This is a genomic window from Streptomyces violaceorubidus, assembly GCF_000717995.1.
Taxonomy (GTDB): Bacteria; Actinomycetota; Actinomycetes; order Streptomycetales; family Streptomycetaceae; genus Streptomyces; species Streptomyces violaceorubidus.
Window position 1 is genome coordinate 25,134 of record NZ_JODM01000030.1, and the last position, 21,700, is coordinate 46,833.

17 protein-coding genes and 1 pseudogene are annotated in these 21,700 nt (G+C 72.8%); 15 read left to right on the forward strand and 3 right to left on the reverse strand.

What is annotated here, in order from left to right; genetic code table 11:
• The first annotated feature begins 256 nt into the window (after window positions 1-256).
• The 14 genes and pseudogenes from IE94_RS0127915 (at window position 257) to IE94_RS0127985 (ending at window position 17,582) form a co-directional block, all read left to right on the forward strand.
• On the forward strand, window positions 257-691 hold the full coding sequence (locus IE94_RS0127915; RefSeq protein WP_030189608.1) for a PGPGW domain-containing protein: 435 nt from the start codon (window positions 257-259) through the stop codon (window positions 689-691).
• Window positions 692-821: 130 nt separating this feature from the next.
• The gene (locus IE94_RS0127920) at window positions 822-1,781 is read left to right on the forward strand and encodes an alpha/beta hydrolase family protein (RefSeq protein ID WP_030189609.1); all 960 of its coding nucleotides are present in this window, start codon (window positions 822-824) and stop codon (window positions 1,779-1,781) included.
• A gap of 130 nt (window positions 1,782-1,911) precedes the next feature.
• Entirely contained in the window at window positions 1,912-3,231 is a 1,320-nt protein-coding gene (locus IE94_RS0127925; RefSeq protein ID WP_030189610.1) for a DEAD/DEAH box helicase, read from the forward strand.
• Between the two features lie 187 nt (window positions 3,232-3,418).
• A complete protein-coding gene (locus IE94_RS0127930) occupies window positions 3,419-6,427 on the forward strand; it encodes a 3-keto-alpha-glucoside-1,2-lyase-like domain-containing protein (protein WP_030189612.1) in 3,009 nt (1,002 codons plus the stop codon).
• A gap of 134 nt (window positions 6,428-6,561) precedes the next feature.
• Complete coding sequence (gene nadE / locus IE94_RS0127935) at window positions 6,562-7,392, forward strand: ammonia-dependent NAD(+) synthetase (RefSeq protein WP_030189614.1); 831 nt, start codon at window positions 6,562-6,564, stop codon at window positions 7,390-7,392.
• Window positions 7,393-7,540: 148 nt separating this feature from the next.
• A complete protein-coding gene (glpK, locus tag IE94_RS0127940) occupies window positions 7,541-9,064 on the forward strand; it encodes a glycerol kinase GlpK (protein ID WP_030189616.1) in 1,524 nt (507 codons plus the stop codon).
• A 133-nt stretch (window positions 9,065-9,197) separates the two neighbouring features.
• Window positions 9,198-10,289 (forward strand): AI-2E family transporter, encoded by a 1,092-nt coding sequence (locus IE94_RS0127945; RefSeq protein ID WP_030189618.1) that lies wholly within the window; start codon window positions 9,198-9,200, stop codon window positions 10,287-10,289.
• Window positions 10,290-10,399: 110 nt separating this feature from the next.
• On the forward strand, window positions 10,400-11,053 hold the full coding sequence (locus IE94_RS0127950; protein WP_030189620.1) for a maleylpyruvate isomerase N-terminal domain-containing protein: 654 nt from the start codon (window positions 10,400-10,402) through the stop codon (window positions 11,051-11,053).
• Between the two features lie 454 nt (window positions 11,054-11,507).
• A complete protein-coding gene (locus tag IE94_RS0127960) occupies window positions 11,508-12,161 on the forward strand; it encodes an ankyrin repeat domain-containing protein (protein WP_030189624.1) in 654 nt (217 codons plus the stop codon).
• On the forward strand, window positions 12,158-13,333 hold the full coding sequence (locus IE94_RS0127965; protein WP_030189626.1) for a YncE family protein: 1,176 nt from the start codon (window positions 12,158-12,160) through the stop codon (window positions 13,331-13,333). Before IE94_RS0127960 ends, IE94_RS0127965 begins: the two co-directional genes overlap by 4 nt.
• Window positions 13,334-13,490: 157 nt before the next feature.
• A pseudogene (locus IE94_RS36145) lies at window positions 13,491-14,722 on the forward strand (globin domain-containing protein).
• A 224-nt stretch (window positions 14,723-14,946) separates the two neighbouring features.
• Complete coding sequence (locus IE94_RS0127975) at window positions 14,947-15,525, forward strand: TetR/AcrR family transcriptional regulator (RefSeq protein WP_030189627.1); 579 nt, start codon at window positions 14,947-14,949, stop codon at window positions 15,523-15,525.
• Window positions 15,526-15,748: 223 nt separating this feature from the next.
• Window positions 15,749-16,483 (forward strand): SDR family oxidoreductase, encoded by a 735-nt coding sequence (locus IE94_RS0127980; protein WP_030189628.1) that lies wholly within the window; start codon window positions 15,749-15,751, stop codon window positions 16,481-16,483.
• Window positions 16,484-16,763: 280 nt separating this feature from the next.
• Window positions 16,764-17,582 (forward strand): SAM-dependent methyltransferase, encoded by an 819-nt coding sequence (locus IE94_RS0127985; RefSeq protein WP_030189629.1) that lies wholly within the window; start codon window positions 16,764-16,766, stop codon window positions 17,580-17,582.
• Window positions 17,583-17,761: 179 nt separating this feature from the next.
• Here IE94_RS0127985 and IE94_RS0127990 read toward each other — a convergent pair whose 3' ends face one another.
• Window positions 17,762-17,965, reverse strand: a complete 204-nt coding sequence (locus IE94_RS0127990) for a cold-shock protein (RefSeq protein ID WP_003978336.1) — start codon at window positions 17,963-17,965, stop codon at window positions 17,762-17,764.
• 330 nt (window positions 17,966-18,295) lie between these two features.
• Between IE94_RS0127990 and IE94_RS0127995 the strand changes: the two genes are divergently transcribed.
• Window positions 18,296-19,048 (forward strand): hypothetical protein, encoded by a 753-nt coding sequence (locus IE94_RS0127995; protein ID WP_030189630.1) that lies wholly within the window; start codon window positions 18,296-18,298, stop codon window positions 19,046-19,048.
• Between the two features lie 52 nt (window positions 19,049-19,100).
• On the opposite strand, the gene IE94_RS0128000 is transcribed toward IE94_RS0127995, so the two are convergent.
• Entirely contained in the window at window positions 19,101-20,525 is a 1,425-nt protein-coding gene (locus IE94_RS0128000; protein ID WP_030189633.1) for a Gfo/Idh/MocA family protein, read from the reverse strand.
• A 204-nt stretch (window positions 20,526-20,729) separates the two neighbouring features.
• The gene (locus IE94_RS0128005; protein WP_030189635.1) at window positions 20,730-21,575 is read right to left on the reverse strand and encodes a GntR family transcriptional regulator; all 846 of its coding nucleotides are present in this window, start codon (window positions 21,573-21,575) and stop codon (window positions 20,730-20,732) included.
• Between the last annotated feature and the right edge of the window lie 125 nt (window positions 21,576-21,700).

A 21,700-nucleotide genomic window follows, 5' to 3' on the forward strand; every position in this document is an offset into this window, starting at 1 on the left:
AGCAGCGAAGTCCGCGCGCGTCGATGGGGCCGAATCCCAACCAGCCCTGCCACATCGGGCGTTGGCGGACATGACCGGGCTGCCGTCTTGGGCGGGCCTGCAGGACGGCGCGTCACTTCGCCTCCCGGCTGCCCGGTCCGGGTGCCGCCGGGCCCGCCGAGAGGCCCCGCCGAAATCGCCCGCGCCCCGGTCCCGGCCTAGGGTGGGCACGCCGACAGAACCGGATTCCTTGCCGACCGCAGGAGAGTGGGGCGCCATGGCGCGGGGTGTCGAATCGATCCGGCGCACCGCCCTGGGCGCCCTCGGCGCCGTCCTGCTGCTGATCGGCGTGGCGCTGCTGGTGCTGCCGGGGCCGGGTCTGCTGCTCGTCCTCGCCGGGGTGGTGCTGCTGGCGCGCGCCGTTCCGGCGCTGGACCGGTACGTCGCTCCGGTCCGTGTCCGGGCGATGCGTGCCGCCGAGGAGAGCGTCTCCTCCCGCTGGCGCATCGCCGGCTCCGTGCTCGTGGGGCTGTTCCTCCTCGCCGCCGGTCTGGCCTGGGGTCTCGTGCCCGAGCTGCCGTACTCCGGATGGGCCACCGGCGCGAGTCTGATCCTCTCCGGCTTCGTGCTGTTCGCTCTGCTCGGGTGGAGCCACCGCCGTGTCCGGGCGGCGCGGCGCGGCACGCCTGCGGACCCGGAGAGCGCGCGTTGACCAAACGGGACAGCGTTCCGTATATTTAACCGGGACAACGTCCCGCTTCTTGTCGCGCCGACGCGCCGCCTTTCCCCTCCCCACGGCCTCGCTGTCTCCGCAGTCGATCCATCGAACGGACACCCGCCTCATGAGCGCACCGACCCACCCGGCCGACGTCATCTCCCCGCCCGCCCCCGTCTTCTCCGTCGCCCCGGTCGTGCTGCCGGCCCCCGGGCGGCCGGTGGACCTCCAGGTGCGGGTCTCCGCCCCCGTGACCGGGTCCGACCTGCCCCTCCTCCTGCTCTCGCACGGCCAGGGCTACTCGAACCACCTCTCCTCCCTGAACGGCTACGCCCCGCTCGCCCACTACTGGGCGGCGCACGGCTTCGTCGTGGTCCAGCCGACCCACCTCAGCTCGCGGACCCTGGCCCTGGATCCCGCCACCCCCGGGGCGCCCCTGTTCTGGCGGTCGCGCGCCGAGGACATGACGCACGTCCTCGACGGGCTCGACGTCCTGGAGGAGGCCGTCCCGCAGCTCTCCGGCCGACTGGACCGGAGCAGGGTCGCGGTCGCCGGGCACTCGATGGGCGGACACACCGCGAGCCTGCTGCTCGGCGCCCGGCTCACCGATCCGGACGACGGCACGGAGGTGGACCTGGCCGAGCCCCGCGTCGGGGCCGGCGTGCTGCTCGCCGCGCCCGGCCGGGGCGGCGACGCCCTCAGCCCGTCCGCCGCCGCGACCATGCCCTTCTTCCTGACCACGGACTTCTCCCGCATGACCACGCCCGCCCTCGTCGTCGCCGGCGACAAGGACGACTCCGCCCACCTGACGGTGTCCGGCCCCGAGTGGCATGCCGACCCGTACACCCTCTCCCCCGGCCCCAAGTCCCTGCTGACCCTGTTCGGCGCGGAGCACGGGCTCGGCGGGGTCGCCGGGTACGACGTCGCGGAGACCACCGACGAGGACCCCGTACGGGTGGCCGCCGTGCAGCGGCTCACCTGGGCCTACCTGCGCTCCGAGCTGTATCCGGGGGACACCGCCTGGCAGAGGGCGCGCGACGATCTGGCGGCCGGGCCGGGCCCGCTCGGTCGGGTCGAGTCCAAGTAGGAGCGCCCGCCCGTCCGCGGGGCGAGGGCGGGCCCGCTGGTAAAATGGCGGCACGCTTTGAGGCGCCCGGGTCCGTACCGAGGGGTACGGGCCCGGTCGCGTTCCGGGCGCCTGATCAGAAAGGTCCCCCATGAACGCGAAGCCGACCGCATCCTTCGACGGCCTCGGGCTGCCGCCGGTGCTGGTGGAGACGATGACCGCCCTCGGGGTGACGCGGCCGTTCCCGATCCAGGCGGCGACCCTGCCCGACGCCCTGGCCGGGCGCGACGTCCTCGGCCGGGCGCAGACCGGCTCCGGCAAGACCCTGGCCTTCGGGCTCGCCCTGCTCGCCCGGACCGCCGGCCGGCGCGCGGAGCCGAAGCGTCCGTCGGCCCTCGTCCTGGTGTCGACCCGGGAACTGGCGCAGCAGGTGAGCGACGCGCTGACGCCGTACGCACGGGCGCTGGGCGTCCGCCTGACCACGGTCGTCGGCGGTCTGTCGATCAACCGGCAGACCCAGGCGCTGCGCGACGGCGCCGAGGTGGTCGTCGCCACGCCGGGCCGCCTGGCCGACCTGGTCTCCCGCCGGGACTGCCGACTGGACCAGGTGCGGATCACGGTGCTGGACGAGGCGGACCAGATGTGCGACCTGGGGTTCCTGCCGCAGGTCACCGGCATCCTGGAGCAGGTGCCCTCCGACGGGCAGCGGCTCCTGTTCTCGGCCACCCTCGACGGCGACGTCGACCAGCTGGTGCGCGACCACCTCCACGACCCCGTCCTCGCGTCGGTCGACCCGGCGTCGGCCTCGGTGAGCACGATGGAGCACCACGTGCTGACCATCCACCCCGCCGACAAGTACGCGACCGCCACCGAGATCGCCGCCCGCGACGGCCGGGTGCTGATGTTCCTGGACACCAAGGCGGGAGTCGACCGGTTCACCCGGCACCTGCGGGCCGCCGGTGTGCCCGCCGCCGCCCTGCACAGCGGCAAGTCGCAGCCGCAGCGCACCCACACCCTCGCCCGGTTCGTGGAGGGCGAGGTCACCGTGCTGGTGGCCACCAACGTCGCGGCGCGGGGCATTCACGTCGACGACCTCGACCTCGTCGTCAACGTCGATCCGCCGGCCGACGCCAAGGACTACCTGCACCGCGGCGGGCGTACCGCGCGGGCCGGGCGGACGGGGAGCGTGGTCACGCTCGTCACCCCCGACCAGCGGCGCGAGGTGAACCGGATGATGTCCGAGGCCGGGATCCGGCCGACGGTGACCCCGGTGCGCTCGGGCGAGCAGAGGCTGACGGCCCTCACCGGCGCGAAGCGCCCGCCGACCGGACCGGCCCAGGAGCGCGGCAACGCGCCCTTCCGCGGGATGGGCACCCGCCCGGGCCGCGCCGCGAAGGGGTCCCGCAAGGCCGTCGAGGCACGCAGGGAGGCGGAGGCGCGCGCGGCCGCCCGGGTGCGCAGGGGACGCTGACCGCCGACCCGCGAGGCCGATCCCCGTCCCGGGGAGGGGACTTGACGCCCAGAACTTTGAACACACCGATGACAAAGTATGGACATGTCAAGCAGAAGTCTCCTACCTTGGCGGCGGAACGTCCGTCCTACCGCACAAGACCGGAGCGACATCCGGCACGGTCCGGTCCCCACCTCCCGGAGGACCAATGCACCCACGGCTGTTCTCACGTGCCCGAAGACACCTCATCCTCCTGCTGACGTCGGCCGTCGCGCTCGGCGGCGCCTGGGCCGCCCCGGCGTCCTCGGCGGCGCCCGCCGACATCCCGCCGCAGGAACCCGGCGTCACCCTGCGCGTGTTCGACGTCCAGACGCCGCTGAACGAGCTGTGCACCCTCAAGCCGGGCCAGACCCCCAACCACGACAAGCTGATGCCGACGGTCGACTGGTCCACCACCGCCGACTTCGGCGGCATCGCCGACAACTTCGTCTCCCAGGCGTCCGGTTACCTTCACGCCCCGCGCGACGGCACCTACGTGTTCCGGCTCGTCAGCGACGACGGCTCCCGGCTGACCCTCGACGACGCCACGGTGATCGACCACGACGGACTGCACGGCGCGGAGCCCAAGGACGGCACGGTCGACCTCACCGCGGGCGCGCACCCGCTGCGCATCGACCACTTCGACCGCGGCGGCGGCCAGCAGGTGCAGCTGTCCTGGATGCCGCCGGGCGAGAGCGAGTTCAGCGTCGTACCCACCGAGGCGCTGAGCACGGACGCCGGGGTCGTCCGGGTGACGGCGCCGGGCCGCAAGGAGTGCGAGGCCGGGCGCGACACCCCCGGCGACGGTCTGCCGCTCACCTCCGTGCGCCCCGACCTCGACCTCGCCGACCTGCGCCCCGACGGCTTCGAACCGCAGGTCACCGGCATGGACTGGCTGCCCGACGGACGCCTGGCGATCAGCACCTGGGGCGGCACCGACAACGTTGCCGGAGAGGTGTACCTCCTGGACAACGTCACCGGTGAGACCAGCCGCGACAAGGTGCGGGTCGAGAAGGTGGCGAGCGGGCTGCGCGAGCCCATGGGCATCAAGTACGTGGACGGTTCGCTCTACGTCTCGCAGAAGCACGAGCTGACCCGGCTGGTCGACAGCGACGGCGACGACGTGACCGACGAGTACCGCACGGTCGCCACCTGGCCCTACGGCGGCAACTTCCACGAGTTCGCCTTCGGCCTGCTCTACCGCGACGGCTACTTCTACGTGAACCTCTCCGTCGCCATCGACCTCGGCGGCGCGACCACCACCCCGCAGCCCGCGCCCAACCGCGGGACGACCTACAGGATCAGCAAGAAGACGGGGAAGATCAGCCCGATCGCGGGCGGGCTGCGCACACCCAACGGCATCGGCTGGGGGCCGGGCGGCGACCTGTTCGCCACCGACAACCAGGGCGGCTGGCTGCCGGCCTCGAAGCTCGTCCAGATCAAGCAGGACCGCTTCTTCAACCACTACACCGAGCCCGCCGGCCCCTTCGAGTCCTCCCCCGTCACCGAGCCGGTGCTGTGGCTGCCGCAGAACGAGATCGGCAACTCGCCCTCCACCCCGCTGTACCTCACCAAGGGCAGGTTCGCGGGCCAGATGCTGATCGGCGACGTCACCTACGGCGGCCTCCAGCGCGCCTACCTGGAGAAGGTGAAGGGCCAGTACCAGGGCGCCGTCTTCCGCTACACGCAGGGCCTGGAGGCGGGCGTCAACCGTGTCTCCCTGGGCCCCGACGGCGCGATCTACACCGGCGGCCTGGGCGCCGACGGCAACTGGGGGCAGGAGGGCAAGCTGAAGTTCGGCCTGCAGAAGCTGACGCCCAACGGCGGCAACACCTTCGACGTCCAGAGGATGCGGGCCGTGCCGGGCGGCTTCGACCTCACGTACACCCAGCCGGTGTCCGGGGAGACGGCCGCGGAGCTGGCCGCCCGCTACGAGGCCGAGCAGTGGCGCTACACGCCGACCGGCGACTACGGCGGCCCGAAGATCGCGGAGGAGAAGCTGGCCGTACGGTCCGCGACGCTCTCGGACGACGGCCGCACCGTGCGGCTGCGGCTGGACGGCCTGAAGCCGGACCGCGTCGTGCACGTGCGCTCCCCGCGCCCGTTCACCTCGGCCTCCGGTGAGGCGCTGTGGAGCACCGAGGCCTGGTACACCCTCAACGAGATGCCGGGCGCGCAGCCGCCGGCGGCCACCCTGTACGAGGCCGAGGAGGCGCGTCTGACGGGGAGGGCCGGCGTCAACACCGACCACACCGGCTACTCCGGCAGCGGCTTCGTCGACCGCTACGCCACCGAGGGCAAGGTCACCACGACCTTCGACGTGACCGTCCCGAAGGCCGGCACCTACGACGTGGGCCTGCGCTACTCCAACGGTCCCAACCCCTTCGAGGGCACCAAGTCGCTGTCCCTGTACGCCGGCGGGAAGAAGGTGCGCCAGACGCAGCTCCCGTCCACCGGGGACTGGGACACCTGGTCCACCCGGACCGAGTCGCTGCGGCTGCGCGCCGGACACAACACGCTCTCCTACCGCTACGACCCCGGCGACACCGGCCACGTCAACCTCGACCTGATCACCGTGCGCCCGCACGGCGCCCCGGTCGCCCTGTTCGACGGCACCGCCGCCTCGCAGGAACAGTGGCAGCACACGGACGGCAGGAAGGTGGCCTGGCCTCTGGCCGAGGAGCGGTCGATGGAGGTGTGCTGCGGCGACATCCGCACCAAGGACGCCTACCAGGACTTCAAGCTGCACGTTCAGTTCCGTGTGCCCCTGCTGCCGGACGAGGTGACCGGCCAGGACCGCGGCAACAGCGGCATCTACCTCCAGGACCGCTACGAGCTCCAGATCCTCGACTCCTTCGACGACACCACCCTGGACACCAACGAGGCCGGGGCGATCTACCTCAAGAAGGCACCCGACACCAACGCGGCGACGGCCCCGGAGACCTGGCAGACGTACGACATCGTCTTCCGTGCCGCCCGCTTCGACGAGAACGGCGCCAAGACCGCCGACGCGCGGGTGACGGTGGTGTGGAACGGCAGGACGGTCCACGACGACGTCGCCCTCGACGGACCCACCGCGGCCGGCCGGGCCGAGACGCCGGCCGCCGGGGCGATCCGGCTGCAGGACCACGGGAACAAGGTCCGGTTCCGCGACATCCGCATCGAACCGCTGGACTGACCCGTCGCCGTGCGGGGCGGCTCCTGACGGCCGCCCCGCACCTCCCGCTCCACCGGACGGTGGGTCCGCGTTCCCCGGGCGCCTCTGGGTAGGGTGAAACGAGAACCGTCCTGCCCGTCGAACAAGGAGCGGAATTGAGCGAGCCGGCGTCCATCGCCCTGCAGAAGGAGATCGCCCGGGAACTGGAGGTCGCCGAGACCTTCGACGCCGAGCGGGAGATCGAGCGCCGGGTGGCCTTCCTCGCCGAGCGGCTGACCTCCACCGGTCTGCGCGCCCTCGTGCTCGGCATCAGCGGCGGGGTCGACTCGACCACCGCGGGCAGACTGTGCCAGCTCGCCGCGGAGCGGGCCCGCGCCGCGGGGCACGAGGCGCGTTTCTACGCGATGCGTTTGCCGCACGGGGTGCAGGCCGACGAGCACGACGCCCAGCTCGCCCTCTCGTTCATCCGGGCCGACCACGTGCTGACCGTGGACATCAAGCCCGCGAGCGACGCGGCGCTCGACGCCCTGCTCGCCGCGGACGTGGCCTTCCGCGACGCCGCCCACCAGGACTTCGTGGCCGGCAACATCAAGGCCCGCCAGCGCATGATCGCGCAGTACGCGGTGGCCGGAGCGCACGGCGGGCTGGTCGTCGGCACCGACCACGCGGCCGAGGCGGTCTCCGGCTTCTTCACCAAGTTCGGCGACGGTGCCGCCGACGTCGTACCGCTGACGGGCCTCACCAAGCGCCGGGTGCGCGCCGTCGCGGACGCGCTGGGCGCGCCCGCCGAGCTGGTCCGCAAGATTCCGACGGCCGACCTGGAGACCCTCGCCCCGGGCAAGGCCGACGAGGACGCCCTCGGAGTCACCTACGAGGAGATCGACGACTTCCTGGAGGGCAAGCCGGTGAAGGAGCAGGCCTTCGAGACGATCGTCACCCGCTACCGGCAGACCGACCACAAGCGCCGGCTGCCGATCGCTCCCTGACCCGCGGCCGGTGGGGGGCGGGGGCCCTCCACCGGCGGCTGCCGCACACCGCTCCTGTCCTTTATGTGCGGTTTGCCGGAAGTCGTCTTAGTCTGGCCGAGGAGGTGCCCGCACCAGGACCGACACCGGCCGGAGAGACGGAGCGAACATGGCGGACTTCATCGGCGCGGTGGACCAGGGAACCACGAGTACCCGGTTCATGATCTTCGACCACGGGGGCAACGAGGTCGCGAAGCACCAGTTGGAGCACGAACAGATCCTCCCCCGCTCCGGATGGGTGGAGCACGACCCGGTGGAGATCTGGGAGCGCACCAACTCGGTGATGCAGAACGCCCTGCGCAACGGCGGACTCTCCGGGACCGACCTGGCGGCCATCGGCATCACCAACCAGCGGGAGACCACGGTGGTCTGGGACCCGCGCACCGGCCGCCCCTACTACAACGCCATCGTGTGGCAGGACACCCGCACCGACGCCATCGCGGCCAACCTGGAGCGGTCGGGCCGGGGCGACGTCATCCGCCGCAAGGCCGGGCTGCCGCCCGCGACATACTTCTCCGGCGGGAAGATCCAGTGGATCCTGGAGAACGTCGACGGTGTCCGCGAGGCGGCGGAGCAGGGGCACGCGGTGTTCGGCAACACGGACTCCTGGGTCCTGTGGAACCTGACCGGCGGCCCCGACGGCGGCATCCACGCCACCGACGTGACCAACGCCAGCCGCACCATGCTGATGGACCTGGAGACGCTGGACTGGGACGACGAGCTGCTGGGCTTCTTCGGCATCCCCCGCGGCATGCTGCCCACCATCAACCCCTCCTCGCACCCCGAGGCGTACGGCACGACCCGCACCTCCCGGCCGCTGCGCGCCGCCGTGCCCATCACCGGAGTACTGGGCGACCAGCACGCGGCGACCGTCGGCCAGGTCTGCTTCTCCCCCGGCGAGGCCAAGAACACCTACGGCACCGGCAACTTCCTGGTCCTCAACACCGGCACCGAGCTGGTCCGCTCCCAGCACGGCCTGCTGACCACCGTGGCCTACCAGTTCGGCGACAACCCGCCGGTCTACGCGCTGGAGGGCTCCATCGCGGTGACCGGGTCCGCCGTGCAGTGGCTGCGCGACCAGATGAAGATCATCAAGACGGCGGCCGAGAGCGAGGAACTCGCCCGCACCGTCGAGGACAACGGCGGCATGTACTTCGTGCCCGCCTTCTCCGGTCTGTTCGCCCCGTACTGGCGCTCCGACGCGCGGGGCGCGATCGTCGGCCTCGCCCGGTACAACGACAACGCGCACCTGGCACGGGCGACGCTGGAGGCGATCTGCTACCAGAGCCGCGACGTCGTCGAGGCCATGGAGCAGGACTCCGCGGTCCACCTGGACGTGCTCAGGGTCGACGGCGGGGTGACCGCCAACGACCTGTGCATGCAGATCCAGGCGGACGTCCTCGGTGTCCCCGTAAGCCGTCCCGTGGTCGCGGAGACCACCGCCCTCGGCGCGGCCTACGCGGCGGGACTGGCCACGGGATTCTGGCGGGACACCGACGAACTGCGCACCCACTGGAGCGAGTCCAGGCGCTGGGAGCCCCAGTGGTCCGAGGAGAAGCGGGCGGAGGGGTACGCGGGCTGGAAGATGGCGGTGGAGCGCACGCTCGACTGGGTCAAGGTCCCGGAGAGCTGAGCTGATCCGAGCCCCCTCGGGGTGCGGATCACCGGCCGTCAACTCCCCGCGCGGCCCCGCGCCTCGAAGGCATCGGACTCGAAAGCGTCGGACTGGTGGGCCAGTCGTCGGGGCGCCCCTCTAGGGTGATCCCATGTCTGCCGGATTGAGCGCCGCGAGAACCCGGGCCGCGCTGCGCACCAGCGCGCGCGTCTCGGGCGAGGTGCTGCTGATACTCGTCATGCTCGCGGTGACCCTGTGGGTCCTCGGCCGTATGTGGTCGGTGGTGTGGCCGCTGCTCGTCGGTCTGCTCCTGACCACGCTGACGTGGCCCTCGGCCCGCTTCCTGCGACGGCACGGGTGGCGTCCGGCACTGGCCGCCTCGGTGGTGACGGTGGCCTTCCTGCTGGTCGTCCTCGGCATCGTGGCGCTGATCGCCGTGCCGATGTCCTCCCAGACGGACGAGTTGACCGACGGCGTGGTCGAGGGCATCCAGCGGCTGCGCGAGTGGGCCGCGGGACCGCCGCTGAACATCGGTGACGACGAGATCACCGGCGCCGTCGACGCGGGGGTGGCACGCATCCAGGACAGCGTCGGCAGTATCACCACCGCGGTGGCGACGGGGGTGGGCGCGGTGGTCAACGGCCTGATCACCGCTGTCCTGGGCGTCTTCCTGATGTTCTTCTTCCTCAAGGACGGGCCGCGCTTCCTGCCGTGGCTCGCCCGCCAGTTGCCCGGCCGGCTGGCCACCGACGTCCCGGTCGTCGCCCTGCGCAGCTGGGAGACCCTGGGCGCCTTCGTCCGGTCGCAGGCCCTGGTCGGGCTGCTGGACGCCGTGTTCATCGGCCTCGGCCTGTGGATCCTGGGCGTGCCGCTGGTGCTGCCCCTGGCGGTCCTGACGTTCGTGTCCGCGTTCGTGCCCATCGTGGGCGCCCTGTTCGCGGGGTTCGTGGCCGTGTTGATCGCCCTGGTGTCGAACGGTCTGATGGACGCGCTCATCGTCCTCGCGATCATCGTGGTCGTGCAGCAACTGGAGGGCAACGTCTTCCAGCCCATCATCCAGAGCCGCGGCCTCGGTCTGCACGCGGCGGTGATCCTGCTGGCGGTGACGCTGGGCGGCAGCCTGTCCGGGATCGTGGGAAGCCTCCTCGCCGTCCCCCTCGCCGCCGTGATCGCGGTGGTGTGGAACTACGTGCGCGAGCAGTTGACCGAGCCGCCCGAGGAGGCCGCGACCGTCGACGGCTGAGCCGGTGGACGGGGCGTCGCAGGTCCGTGACGGTGCCCCGTACGCGCGGGGCGGGCCCCCTCCTGCGAAGGGGCTCGCGGCCGGGCGGGCGGTGGTGTTGGCTGTCGGGCGTGGATCTCTTCAACCGCTCCTGGTCGGCCCTGCTCGCCGCGGTCGCCGACCTCTTCGACGAGGACTTCGCCCGGCCGTCGGGCTGCGCCGGCTGGCTCGTCCGGGACCTGGTGTGCCACCTGGTCATCGACGCCCAGGACGTCCTGATCACCCTGGCCACCCCCACCGCCGAGGAGCCGACCCGGGACGCGGTAACGTACTGGCGGGTCGTCGAGCCCCCGACCGGGGACGATCCGCTCGACGCGCTGACCGTGCGCCTGGCCGCCGCCTACGAGCAGCCGGAGCTGCTCAGGTTCCACCTCGACGACGTCGGTGCCGCCGCCGGGCGGGCCGCCGCGCTGGCAGACCCCACGGGTCGGGTCGGCACCCAGGGCCAGGTGCTCACGGCGGGCGACTACCTCTCGGCGTACGTCCTGGAGTGGTCCCTGCACCACCTCGACCTGGTCGCGCACCTCCCGGAGGCGGCGGCGCCGCCCGCTGAAGGGCTCGGGCGCTCGCGGGAGCTGCTGGAAGCGGTGGTGGGTGCGGCGTTCCCCGCGTCGTTCACCGACCGTGACGCCCTGCTGGTCGGCACCGGCCGACGGCCACCGACCTCGGCGGAGGTGTCCGCGCTGGGCGCGTTGGCCGCGCGGCTTCCGTTTCCCGTCGGCTGACCGGCTGGGGCGGGCCGGTGGACACGAGTGGCCGGTGGACACGAGTGGCCGACGGTCCGGTGGACCCGGAGGGCCGGCGGGCAGTCCGGTGGACCCGGAAGGTCAGCGGGCCGACGGGCCGGCGGAACCCGGAGCCGGAGCCGGAGGTCGACACTCCGGCAGACCCGGAAGACCCGCAGGCCGCCCAGTGGACCCCGAAGGACGGACCGGCCGTCTTGTGGTCGGACGAAGCCGGGCGATCGCCCCCGGTCCGGTGAACCCAGAGGGCCGGGGCCGTGCGGCGGGGCATCCGGTGGCCGGTGGGTCGGGCAGTGGTCCCGGCGGGTCGTCCGATCGGACGACAGGGCGGTCGTCCGTCCGGCGGGCGCGGACGAGCCGGTGCGCCGACCCCCGCCGAAGCCCCGAGGGTCCACGCTGGAGGCACACGTCCCCGACACCGCGGAGCTGTCCGACCATGACCGCCAAGCCACCCACCCCCGCCGACCTCGCCCTCTCGGACGCCGTTGGCCGCGGCGACGCCGACGCCGTCCGGGCGGCGCTGCGGGCCGGTGCCGACCGGGAACTGCGCGACGAACAGGGCCGCACGCCGCTGCTGCGGGCCGCCCTGGCCGACCGGGTCGCGGTCGCCGAGGCACTGGTCGAGGCCGGCGCGGACGTCAACGCGCAGGACGCGCGCGAGGACAGCGCGTGGCTGGTCACCGGGGTCACGGGCAGCGTCGCGATGATGCGGGCGCTGCTGCCGGGCGGTCCGGACGTCACGCTGACCAACCGTTTCGGCGGCGTCTCGGTGATTCCGGCGAGCGAACGCGGCCACGTGGCCTACGTACGGGCCGTGCTCGCGGAGACGGACATCGACGTGGACCACGTGAACCGGCTCGGCTGGACGGCGCTCCTCGAAGCTGTCGTCCTCGGCGACGGTGACCGCCGGCACCAGGAGGTCGTCGGGGCCCTGCTCGCCGCGGGCGCCGACCCCTCGCTGCCGGACGGCGACGGTGTCACGGCCCGTGCCCATGCCGAGCGCAGGGGCTTCGAGGCCGTCGCGGACCTGCTGCGACGGGCCGAGTCGCGCGACGGCGACTCCCCTCGCGCGGAGGGTGGGCGGCGGTGAACCGGCGTTCCCTCGCGGGCCGCCTGGCCGCGCTGGCCGCCGTCACCGCGACGCTGGCCGGATGCGCGGCGGACGGCGACGACGGGGCCGCGTCCCCGGTCTCCGCCCCGCCCGCCTCCGCTTCCCCGCGCACACCCGACTCCGGCGGCGCGTCCGCACGCACGCCGGGAGGCACCCTGCTGGTCACGGACTTCGGCGCGGACACCGTCACCTTCGTCGACCCCGCCGGGCGGGGCGGGGCGGCCGACCTGGGCTCGGTCCGGGTCGGCACGGCACCGTACGGGGTCGCCCTGGGCGAGGACGGCACGGCGTGGGTGGCGACCGCGGAGGGCGTGGCCGCCGTGGACACCCGCACCCGCGAGCGCACCGCCCTCATCCCGTACCGGACGGACACGGGCCCGGTGACGACCGGCGAGTACCGGGGCGGTGGCATGGGCATCGCCCTGTCCCCGGACGGGCGCCGCCTCTACGTCGGGGTCAACGTCCCCGGCGGCAACGGCACGCTGGAGGTCGTCGACACCGGGCGGCGGCAGGTGACGGAGGTCGTGCCGGTCGGTCGCCGTCCCTTCGACGTCGACGTCTCGCGCGACGGGCGGCAGGTCTACGCGACCAACCACGACTCGTTCGACGTGAGCGTCGTCGACACCGGAGACTGGACGGCGCGCCGCATCGAGGTCGCCCCGTACGGCACCGAGGGCGGCCTCGGCTCCTGGCTCAAGCCGCACTACACCGCCGTACGCCCCTCCGACGGGGCCCTGCTGCTGCCGTACGAGGGTGAGCGGCTGGCGGTGGTCGACCCGGGCACGGGGCGGGTCCGGATCGAGCAGATGACCGCCAACACCCACCAGCACGGCGTCACGGCAGGCGCCGACGGCACCCTCTACGTCGTGGGCACCGGGCCGATCGACCCGTCCGAGGACGACGGCCCGTCCCTGACCGTCCGCACGCCCGAGGGCGAGGAACGGGTCATCGCCCTGGACGGCCCGCACGAGACCGTCGCCCTCTCGGCCGACGGCGCCACCGCCTACGTCTCGGGCGGCTTCACCCGCGAGGGCTACTGGAACGGCCTGAGCGTCGTCGACCTCGACACCGGCCGGGTGACCCGGCTCCCGGTGGGCGAGCGTCCCCTGGCCGTCGCGGTCCTCGCCGGCGGGGGACCGGGCAGCACGTGAGCCATCGGGGGCGGCCCTGGTCGGCCGTCCGTCGGTCCCCCGGCGAGCGCCTGCGGCCCAACTCGGCTGGAATACCGGCCGCTTGGTGATACACGGATACGTAATCTGGCTCTCTGTACCACGGTTCCCGCTCCCCCATTCCTTCACGGGAGGTTCCATGCTTTCCGCAGAGTCCGCGTCCGTGGTCCGGGCCACGTTGCCCGCGGTGTCCGAGGCGCTCGACGAGATCACGTCGCGGTTCTACGGCACGTTGTTCCAGGACCGGCCGCAGCTGCTCGACGGGCTGTTCAACCGGGGCAATCAGGCCGGCGGCGCGCAGCGCAGGGCGCTGGCCGGTTCGATCGCCGCGTTCGCGGGCGCGCTGCTCGACCACCCGGCCACCCGTCCGGACGCCCTGCTGGAGCGCATCGCGCACAAGCACGTCTCCGTCGGCGTCACCGACGACCAGTACACGATCGTGCACGAGTACCTGTTCGCCGCGATAGCCGACGTCCTGGGCGACGCGGTCACCGCGGAGGTGGCGGCGGCCTGGGACGAGGTGTACTGGCTGATGGCCGGAGCGCTGATCGCCATGGAGGCGCGTCTCTCCCCCGAGGCGGGACTGCGGCCCGAGGGCATCTGGCGCCGGTGGACGGTGGTGGAGCGGCGCACGGAGACGCCGGACGTGGTGTCCTTCGTGATCAGCCCGGCCGACGGGAAGCCCGCCCCGCGCGCCCGGGCCGGCCAGTACGTCAGCGTGCGCGTGCGGATGCCGGACGGGGTGCGGCAGCTGCGCCAGTACAGCCTGTCCTCGGCGCCCGGCGGGGATCTGCGCCGGATCACCGTCAAACGGGTCTTCGGCACGGAGGGGTCGCCGGACGGCGAGGTCTCCAACCTGCTGTTCGACGAGGTGTGCGCCGCGGCGACGAGCTGACCCTGTCGACGCCGTCCGGCGACATCGTCCTCGACGAGGCCGAGGACTCCGCCCCCGTCGTACTGGTCTCGGCGGGCATCGGCTGCACGCCCCTCACCGGGATGCTGTCCCACCTCGCGGCGCTGGGGTCGACCCGTCCGGTGCTGGTCCTGCACGCCGACCGGTCCCCCGCCGAGCACGCCCTGCGCGCCGAGACGCGGGAGCTGGTCGGCCGGCTGCCGGACGGCCGCGCCGTGTTCTGGTACGAGCGGCCCGGCCCGGAGGAACCGGAGGCGCGCAGTGGCCTGATGGACCTCTCCGGCCTCGAACTGCCGGACGGCGCCGCGGTGTTCCTGTGCGGCTCGCTGCCGTTCATGCGCGAGGTGCGGGCCCGGCTGCTCGCCGCGGGTGTCCCGGCCCGCCGCATCCGGTACGAGGTCTTCGGCCCCGACCTGTGGCCGGCGGACATGACGGACGCGGCACCGACGCGGGCCTGACGACGGCGGCTCAGCCCTGCCCCCGGTCACGCGGCCGGAAGGGGCAGGGCGAGCGCGTACGAGCCGTAGGTGCCGCAGAGGGAGTGCGAGGCGTTCCTCGTCCGGGAGCCGGTAGTGGTTCGTTCGGAGCAGGCCGCTCCCGGGCAACGGTGCCTCGGTGCCGGTCCGGGCGGGGTCCGGTGCGCACCGCATGACAGTGCCTGTCCTCGCGTAGACTCCCCGGCATGGGTCGATGGGAGCCGAACGCGCGCGGCCGCCTGGAACAGGCGGCGCTGGAGCTGTACGTCGAGCGCGGCTACGAGCAGACCCCGGTGGCCGAGATCACCAAGCGTGCGGGCCTGACGGAGCGGACGTTCTTCCGGCACTTCGCCGACAAGCGCGAGGTCCTCTTCGCCGGTTCCGGCAGGCTGGAGGAGCTGTGCGTGGGCGCCGTCGCGGCGGCGTCCCCGACGGCGACGCCGATGGAGGCGGTGGCCGCCGCCCTCGACGCGGCGGCCGGCGCCTTCGAGGAGCGCGGCGAGCTGGTCCGCCTGCGGCAGAGCGTCATCGACGCCAACGCGGAGCTGCGGGAGAGGGAGCTGATCAAGCTCGCGTCGCTGTCCGGCGCGCTCGCCGACGCGCTGCGTGACCGCGGGGTGGACGAACTGGCGGCGCGGCTGGCCGCCGAGGCGGCGATCGGCGTGCTCAAGGTCGCCTTCGGGCGCTGGATCGACCAGGGGCAGGAGCTGCCGCTGCGGCCCCTGCTCAGCGAGTGCTTCGACGTGCTCCGCACCCTGTCCGTACGGGGTGCGGACGCCGGTTAGCCCCGGCCCGGTCCTTCGGTCTCCCCCACCTCCCCCCTCCCCCCTCCCCCGACGAGGACGGGGATCCGACCTTCCTCGCGGCGCGGTGCCGTGTTCCGCGCGCCCTGCCCGGGTGTGCCGCACCCAGGCAGGAACCGTCCTGGTCCGGTCCCGTCGCCCCGCCCAGACTCGGCGGTGCGGTCGGCCGACCGCGGCAGCACGTATGTGTGGGAAGGACATCGTCATGACGCAGACCACCAAGGTCGTCCTGGTGACCGGCGCGAGCAGCGGGATCGGTGAGGCGACGGCCCTGCGCCTGGCCGCCGAGGGCCACCGGGTGTTCCTCGGCGCGCGCCGCACCGAGCGCCTGGAGAAGCTGGCCGGGCGGATCACCGCCGACGGGGGCACCGCCGGTTTCAGGCGGCTCGACGTCACCGACGCCGCCGACGTACGGGCCTTCATGTCGGCCGCGGTCGAGCGCTTCGGACGGGTGGACGTGATGGTCAACAACGCCGGGGTGATGCCGCTCTCGCCGCTGTCGGAGTTGAGGGTGGACGAGTGGGACCGGATGCTCGACGTGAACGTCCGCGGGGTGCTGCACGGCATCGCGGCCGCCCTGCCGGTCATGCGGGAGCAGGGCGGCGGGCACGTCGTGAACATCGCCTCGGTCGGCGCGTACGAGGTGGTGCCGACCGCCGCCGTCTACTGCGCCACCAAGTTCGCCGTGCGTGCCCTGTCCGAGGGGCTGCGCCAGGAGTCGGAGGGAGACATCCGGGTCAGTGTGGTCTCCCCGGGGGTCACCGAGTCCGAGCTGGCCGACTCCATCTCCGACCCGCGGGCGCGCGAGGACATGAAGACCTACCGCTCGGTGGCCGTTCCGGCGTCCGCGATCGCGTCGGCGATCGCCTTCGCCGTCGCACAGCCCGCCGAGGTGGACGTCAACGAGATCGTGGTGCGCCCCGCCGCCAGCGCGCAGTAGCGCGGCCGGGCAGCCGCACCTTCACCTCCCCCGGGTGCCCGGTCCCGTCTCCGACATCGCCTTCGGCGGCCCGAAGAACAACCGCCTGTTGCTCGCCGCCACCTCCCTGTACTCCCTGGTGATGCCGGTGACGGGCGCACCGCGCCGCCGAGGGCCGCCGCCGGCCCGACGGCGCCCGGTCGCGTCCGGTCCTGTCGGCCAACCGGTGTACAGAAACGGTCCGTTGCGACGTAGGTTGTGCTCAAGCATCCACGCCTCGGCTGAAAGACGGACCGCACCCATGAGCGACCCCTCGACGACTCCCGGCCACGCCGCGCAGCAGAAGATCGACACCTCCGTGCCGCACTCGGCCCGGATCTGGAACTACTGGCTGGGCGGAAAGGACAACTACCCGGTCGACGAGCAGGCCGGGGACGCGTACACCGCCGTGTTCCCGGGCATCGTCACCATCGCGCGCAGCAGCCGCGCCTTCCTGCGCCGCAACATCACCCACCTGGTCGCCGAGGCGGGCATCCGGCAGTTCCTCGACATCGGCACCGGGCTGCCGACCGCCGACAACACCCACGAGGTCGCCCAGCGCATCGCGCCGGAGAGCCGGATCGTCTACGTCGACAACGACCCGATGGTCCTCGCCCACGCCCGTGCGCTGCTCTACTCCACGCCCGAGGGCGCGACCGCGTACATCGACTCCGACGTGCTCGACCCCGGCACCGTCCTCGCGGCCGCCGCCGAGACGCTGGACTTCGACCAGCCCATCGCGCTGATCCTCAGCAACATCCTGGGCCACATCCCCGACTACGACCAGGCACGTTCCGTCGCCGCGCGGCTCGTCGACGCCCTGCCGTCCGGCAGCTACCTCTCGATCAACGACGGCTCGCGGGGCGTCGACCCGGAGTTCGACCGGGCGCAGGACGCCTACAACGAGAGCGGTGCCGCGCCGTACATCCTGCGGAGCGTCGACCAGATCACCGCGTTCTTCGACGGTCTGGAGCTGGTCGAGCCGGGCGTGGTCCCGGTGACCCGGTGGCGTCCGGACGCGGATGCCGACGACGACGCCAAGCCCATCGGCGAACACGGCGGACTCGCCCGCAAGCCGTGACCTCCTGACCCGCGCCGGCCCGCAAGCGCCGGCCGATCCCCGACTCGGCGAAACGGGGCGGCCGCCCTGCTGTCGGCGGTTCGCCCAAGCGGACCAACGGCGCGGGGACGACATGCCACAGGGCGGGGCCCCGGGGAACGAACGTCCCCGGGACCCCGCCCTGCTCGGCGATCTCCCGATCAGGCGGGGGTGATGTTCTCCGCCTGCGGGCCCTTCTGGCCCTGGGTGATGTCGAAGGTCACGGCCTGGCCTTCCTGCAGCTCGCGGTAGCCCTGAGCGTTGATGTTGGAGTAGTGCGCGAAGACGTCGGGGCCGCCGCCGTCCTGCGCGATGAAGCCGAAGCCCTTTTCAGAGTTGAACCACTTGACAGTTCCGCTGGCCATGCCTTTTGCCTTTCAGCCGTTATCGGATCCGCACCGCGCGAACCCGGAGGTGGTCGTCCTGGTCCTCCGGCATTGCACAGCAAACCGCCCGCACTCCGGCGCGGGCGGTCTGGGCGAACCACGACATCTGCTGCTGACGCTACACGGCATGTCCGAGCCTCACCAGTGAGTAAGGGGTCTGAGGAGGAACCTTGTTGCCGACCCGAGTCCTCGGCCGCCGCCGCACGGGGCTCCGCTGCGCCATCCGGGGGAGACCGCGAGGCGGCCGCACGACCCGGTTCCGGAAGTGGTCTAGCTATGAAGAGTCCACACACGGAGTCGGAGATCGATATGACCGTCAGGAAAGCGCTGGCCCTGGTGATCGGCGCTGTCATGTGCACCGGCGTGCTGGCCACCGGCTGCACCCGGGCGCCCGCGGGACCCTCCTCGCAGGACGCGCACGCACCCGGGAGTTCCACGGCCCCGCGCCCCGCTCCCCCGCGCTCCTTCCCCCGTCCGCTGCCCGGGGTCGGTCCGGTCATGCGGGAGCGTCTCCCGGACGGCACCCGGCAGGCCCTGGTGGTCACCGGCGAGGCCGAGAGCTCGTCGCGGGCCGAGGTGGTGCTCTACGAGCGCTTCCCGGCCGAGGGCTGGCGCGCGGTCGCCGGTCCCTGGCCCGCGCACAACGGCCTGCGCGGCTGGACCGACGACCACGAGGCGGGCGACCTGCACTCGCCCATCGGTGTCTTCGGCCTGAGCGACGCGGGAGGCCGACTGCCCGACCCGGGGACCCGGCTCCCCTACGACGAGGACCCGGAGTTCTCCGTGTCGGGCACCGGGTACCTGGGCGAGCCCCTGGAGGGATCGTTCGACTACGTGGTCGCCATCGACTACAACCGGGTGCCCGGCACCACCCCGCTGGACAAGACCCGCCCCATGGGCGAGGACAGGGGCGGCGGCGTCTGGATCCACGTGGACCACGACGGGCCGACCAACGCCTGCGTGTCCTTGAGCGAGGAGCACATGCGCGCGCTGCTGACCTCCCTGGACCCGGACAAGGAGCCGGTCGTCGTGATGGGCCCGCGGGAGGTCCTGGCGCGGTAGGGCGCACCCTGCGGGCGACGCCTCACGGCGTGCCGGTGCGCGGCGCCCGGGGTCAGCCGACGGGCGGCATGTCGGTGGGCGCCGAGTCGAGGCCGGGCCTGCGCGCGCGCCAGGCGCCCCGGGTGAAGTCCGGGATCTCGACGGGCCGGCCGCCCGCGGCCAGCGACGTGACGCTGAGCGGGACGGGCGAGCACCAGGCGGCCGAGTCGTAGACGTCGATGTCCGGCACCAGTCCCGCGCGCATCAGCTGGACGGTGCGCCACTGCAGGACGTAGTCCATGCCGCCGTGGCCGCCGTTGTTCGCGGCGTCGTCGCCGACCTTCTGCCACAGCCAGTGGTCGTACTCCTTGCGGTAGCCCTCGAAGTCGCGCCAGGTGTGGCCGCTGTGGTCCGGCTCGACGTAGACGCGGGCGCCGGTCGGTGCGGGTCCGGCGTAGTCCTCGACGATGCCGCGGCTGCCCGCGAGGCTGTTGATCCGGCTGTAGGGCCGGGGCGAACTCACGTCGTGCTCCGCCCGGATCGTCCTGCCCCGGGCCGTTTCGATCATGCAGGTGACCAGGTCACCGTTGATGTAGGTCTCCTTCCAGGAAGGATGGTCGCGCGGGACGAAGCGGGCCCGGTAGTCGGCCAGTCCCTTCGGGGCCGTCGCGGTGGCGCGCAGGGTGGTCATGCGGTCGCCGCGGTTGACGTCCATGGCCGCCGCGATCGGGGCCAGCCCGTGCATGGGGTAGAAGGAGGCGGTGCTGCGGGTGTGCCACAGCCGCCGCCAGGAGTCGGTGTAGTAGGTGTCCGAGAAGAGAAGTTCGCGCAGGTCGTGCAGGTAGCCGCCGTGGCCGTTGGTCAGCTCTCCGAACAGGCCGTCGTGCGCCGCCTTCAGCATGGCCAGTTCGTTGCGGCCGTAGTTGCAGTTCTCGGACAGGAGCAGGTGCCTGCGGGTGCGCTCGGAGGTGTCGACGAGGTCCCACAGCTGGCGCAGTTCCGTCGCGACGGGGAGTTCCACGACGGCGTGCCTGCCGCTGAGCAGCGCGGCCCGGCCGTGCTCGTAGTGGAACTCCCAGGGCGTGGCGACGTACACGAGGTCGATGTCGTCGCGGCGGAGCATCCGGGCGTAGGAGTCGGCGGTGCCGCCGTACGCGGCGGGGCGCGGGTTGCCCTTGCTCTCCAGGCGGTCGGCGGCGCGCTCGGCCCGGTCGGGGCGGATGTCGCAGACGGCGGTCACGGTGCAGCCGGGCACGGCCGCCCAGCCGGTGATCATGCCACCGCCCCGGTTGCCGAGGCCGATGACCGCGACGCGGACGGTTCTGTGGGCGGCGAACGGTACGCCGATCATCGACCTCTGGCCGGGCCGGCGGCGGGGCGCCGGTTCGGCGGCCGCCGACGCGGACGGGGCCGCGGCCCCGATCCCGGCCGCGAGGGCACTGGTGGCGGCGGCTGAGCCCAGGAGCAGTCGGCGTGAGACAGCGGGCGTTTCGGACATGACGGCAACACTCCTCGTGGCGGTTCGCATCACGGTCGGGGCGCGGTCGGGCAACGTCGGGCTGTCGGACACTTTCGGGCCTGACTCTGCGGCGTCAGCCGTGACATGTCAATATGTGCTCGATACAAAGCCGTTCCGAGCACTTCCGAGCACTGCCGCGGTGTTCCACGCGGTTCCGTGCGCTTCCGCGGAGCCGAGGTGGCGCTACATGCCGTCCTGCACCACCCCCCGCGTCGAGAGCGTGACGGGGTCCTTGGTGGCGAAGTCCCCCGGCGGGATCCCCGGATGGTGCCCCTCGTCCGAGGGCGGCGTCTGGTCGCGCGGGCCCAGGGTGAGCCGGGAGACGATCCGGTAGCGGTCGCCCCGGTAGAGGGAGTGCACGTACTCGACGGGCCGGCCCCGGGTGTCGGTGGTCAGGCGCTCGAAGAGGAGCGCCGGGGAGAGTTCCGGCACGTCGAGCAGGTCGGCCTCGGCACGCGTGACCACGGTGGGTTCGATGGACTGCACGGCCTCGCTGACCCGGACGTCGTGCCGCTCGCCCAGGTGCTCGTACAGGTCGCCCTGCTCCAGTTCGTCACTGGTCAGGTCGGAGACGAGGTCGGCGGGGACGTGCAGGTACTCGATGGCCATGGGCGAGCCGTCGACCAGCCGCAGTCGGGCCACGTAGTGGATCCGGGCCGCCGGTGACATGCGCAGCTTGCGGCCCACCCGGGCCCCCGCGGGCAGGGTGCGGACCTCCAGGAGCCGGCTGGTCCAGGCGCCGGCGGCCTGCGGGAGGCTGAAGGCCCGGCGGTCGGAGACCAGTTCCTGGGTGATCTTCTCGGCGGCGACGAACATACCCCGTCCGTGCTCGCGCACCAGCAGTCCGGCGACCACCAGTTCGTCGACCGCGGCGCGCAACGTGGGCCGGGACACGCCGAGTTCGGCACACAGGGTGCGCTCGGAGGGAATCGCGTCCCCCGGGCGCCGCTCCTCGATGAGTTCCAGGACCGCGTCGCGGACGCGCTCCCGCTTGAGCACCGCACCCGAGGCGGCGGCGTCGATCTCCATGCAGTACTCCCGTAACTGGTCTGCTGGTCAACAGAGCTTACCTGTCCACCTCGGGCGCGAACCAGCCACCCCCACGTCCGATCGACCGAAAACCCGGGCATACGTGGGGGGTTGACGCCCTCATT

Coding starts and splice junctions, on each gene's coding strand:
- IE94_RS0127915 (WP_030189608.1), top strand. CDS start 257: ATGGCGCGGGGTGTCGAATCGATCCGGCGCACCGCCCTGGGCGCCCTC.
- IE94_RS0127920 (WP_030189609.1), top strand. CDS start 822: ATGAGCGCACCGACCCACCCGGCCGACGTCATCTCCCCGCCCGCCCCC.
- IE94_RS0127925 (WP_030189610.1), top strand. CDS start 1,912: ATGAACGCGAAGCCGACCGCATCCTTCGACGGCCTCGGGCTGCCGCCG.
- IE94_RS0127930 (WP_030189612.1), top strand. CDS start 3,419: ATGCACCCACGGCTGTTCTCACGTGCCCGAAGACACCTCATCCTCCTG.
- glpK (WP_030189616.1), top strand. CDS start 7,541: ATGGCGGACTTCATCGGCGCGGTGGACCAGGGAACCACGAGTACCCGG.
- IE94_RS0127945 (WP_030189618.1), top strand. CDS start 9,198: ATGTCTGCCGGATTGAGCGCCGCGAGAACCCGGGCCGCGCTGCGCACC.
- IE94_RS0127960 (WP_030189624.1), top strand. CDS start 11,508: ATGACCGCCAAGCCACCCACCCCCGCCGACCTCGCCCTCTCGGACGCC.
- IE94_RS0127975 (WP_030189627.1), top strand. CDS start 14,947: ATGGGTCGATGGGAGCCGAACGCGCGCGGCCGCCTGGAACAGGCGGCG.
- IE94_RS0127980 (WP_030189628.1), top strand. CDS start 15,749: ATGACGCAGACCACCAAGGTCGTCCTGGTGACCGGCGCGAGCAGCGGG.
- IE94_RS0127985 (WP_030189629.1), top strand. CDS start 16,764: ATGAGCGACCCCTCGACGACTCCCGGCCACGCCGCGCAGCAGAAGATC.
- IE94_RS0127990 (WP_003978336.1), bottom strand. CDS start 17,965: ATGGCCAGCGGAACTGTCAAGTGGTTCAACTCTGAAAAGGGCTTCGGC.
- IE94_RS0127995 (WP_030189630.1), top strand. CDS start 18,296: ATGACCGTCAGGAAAGCGCTGGCCCTGGTGATCGGCGCTGTCATGTGC.
- IE94_RS0128000 (WP_030189633.1), bottom strand. CDS start 20,525: ATGTCCGAAACGCCCGCTGTCTCACGCCGACTGCTCCTGGGCTCAGCC.
- IE94_RS0128005 (WP_030189635.1), bottom strand. CDS start 21,575: ATGGAGATCGACGCCGCCGCCTCGGGTGCGGTGCTCAAGCGGGAGCGC.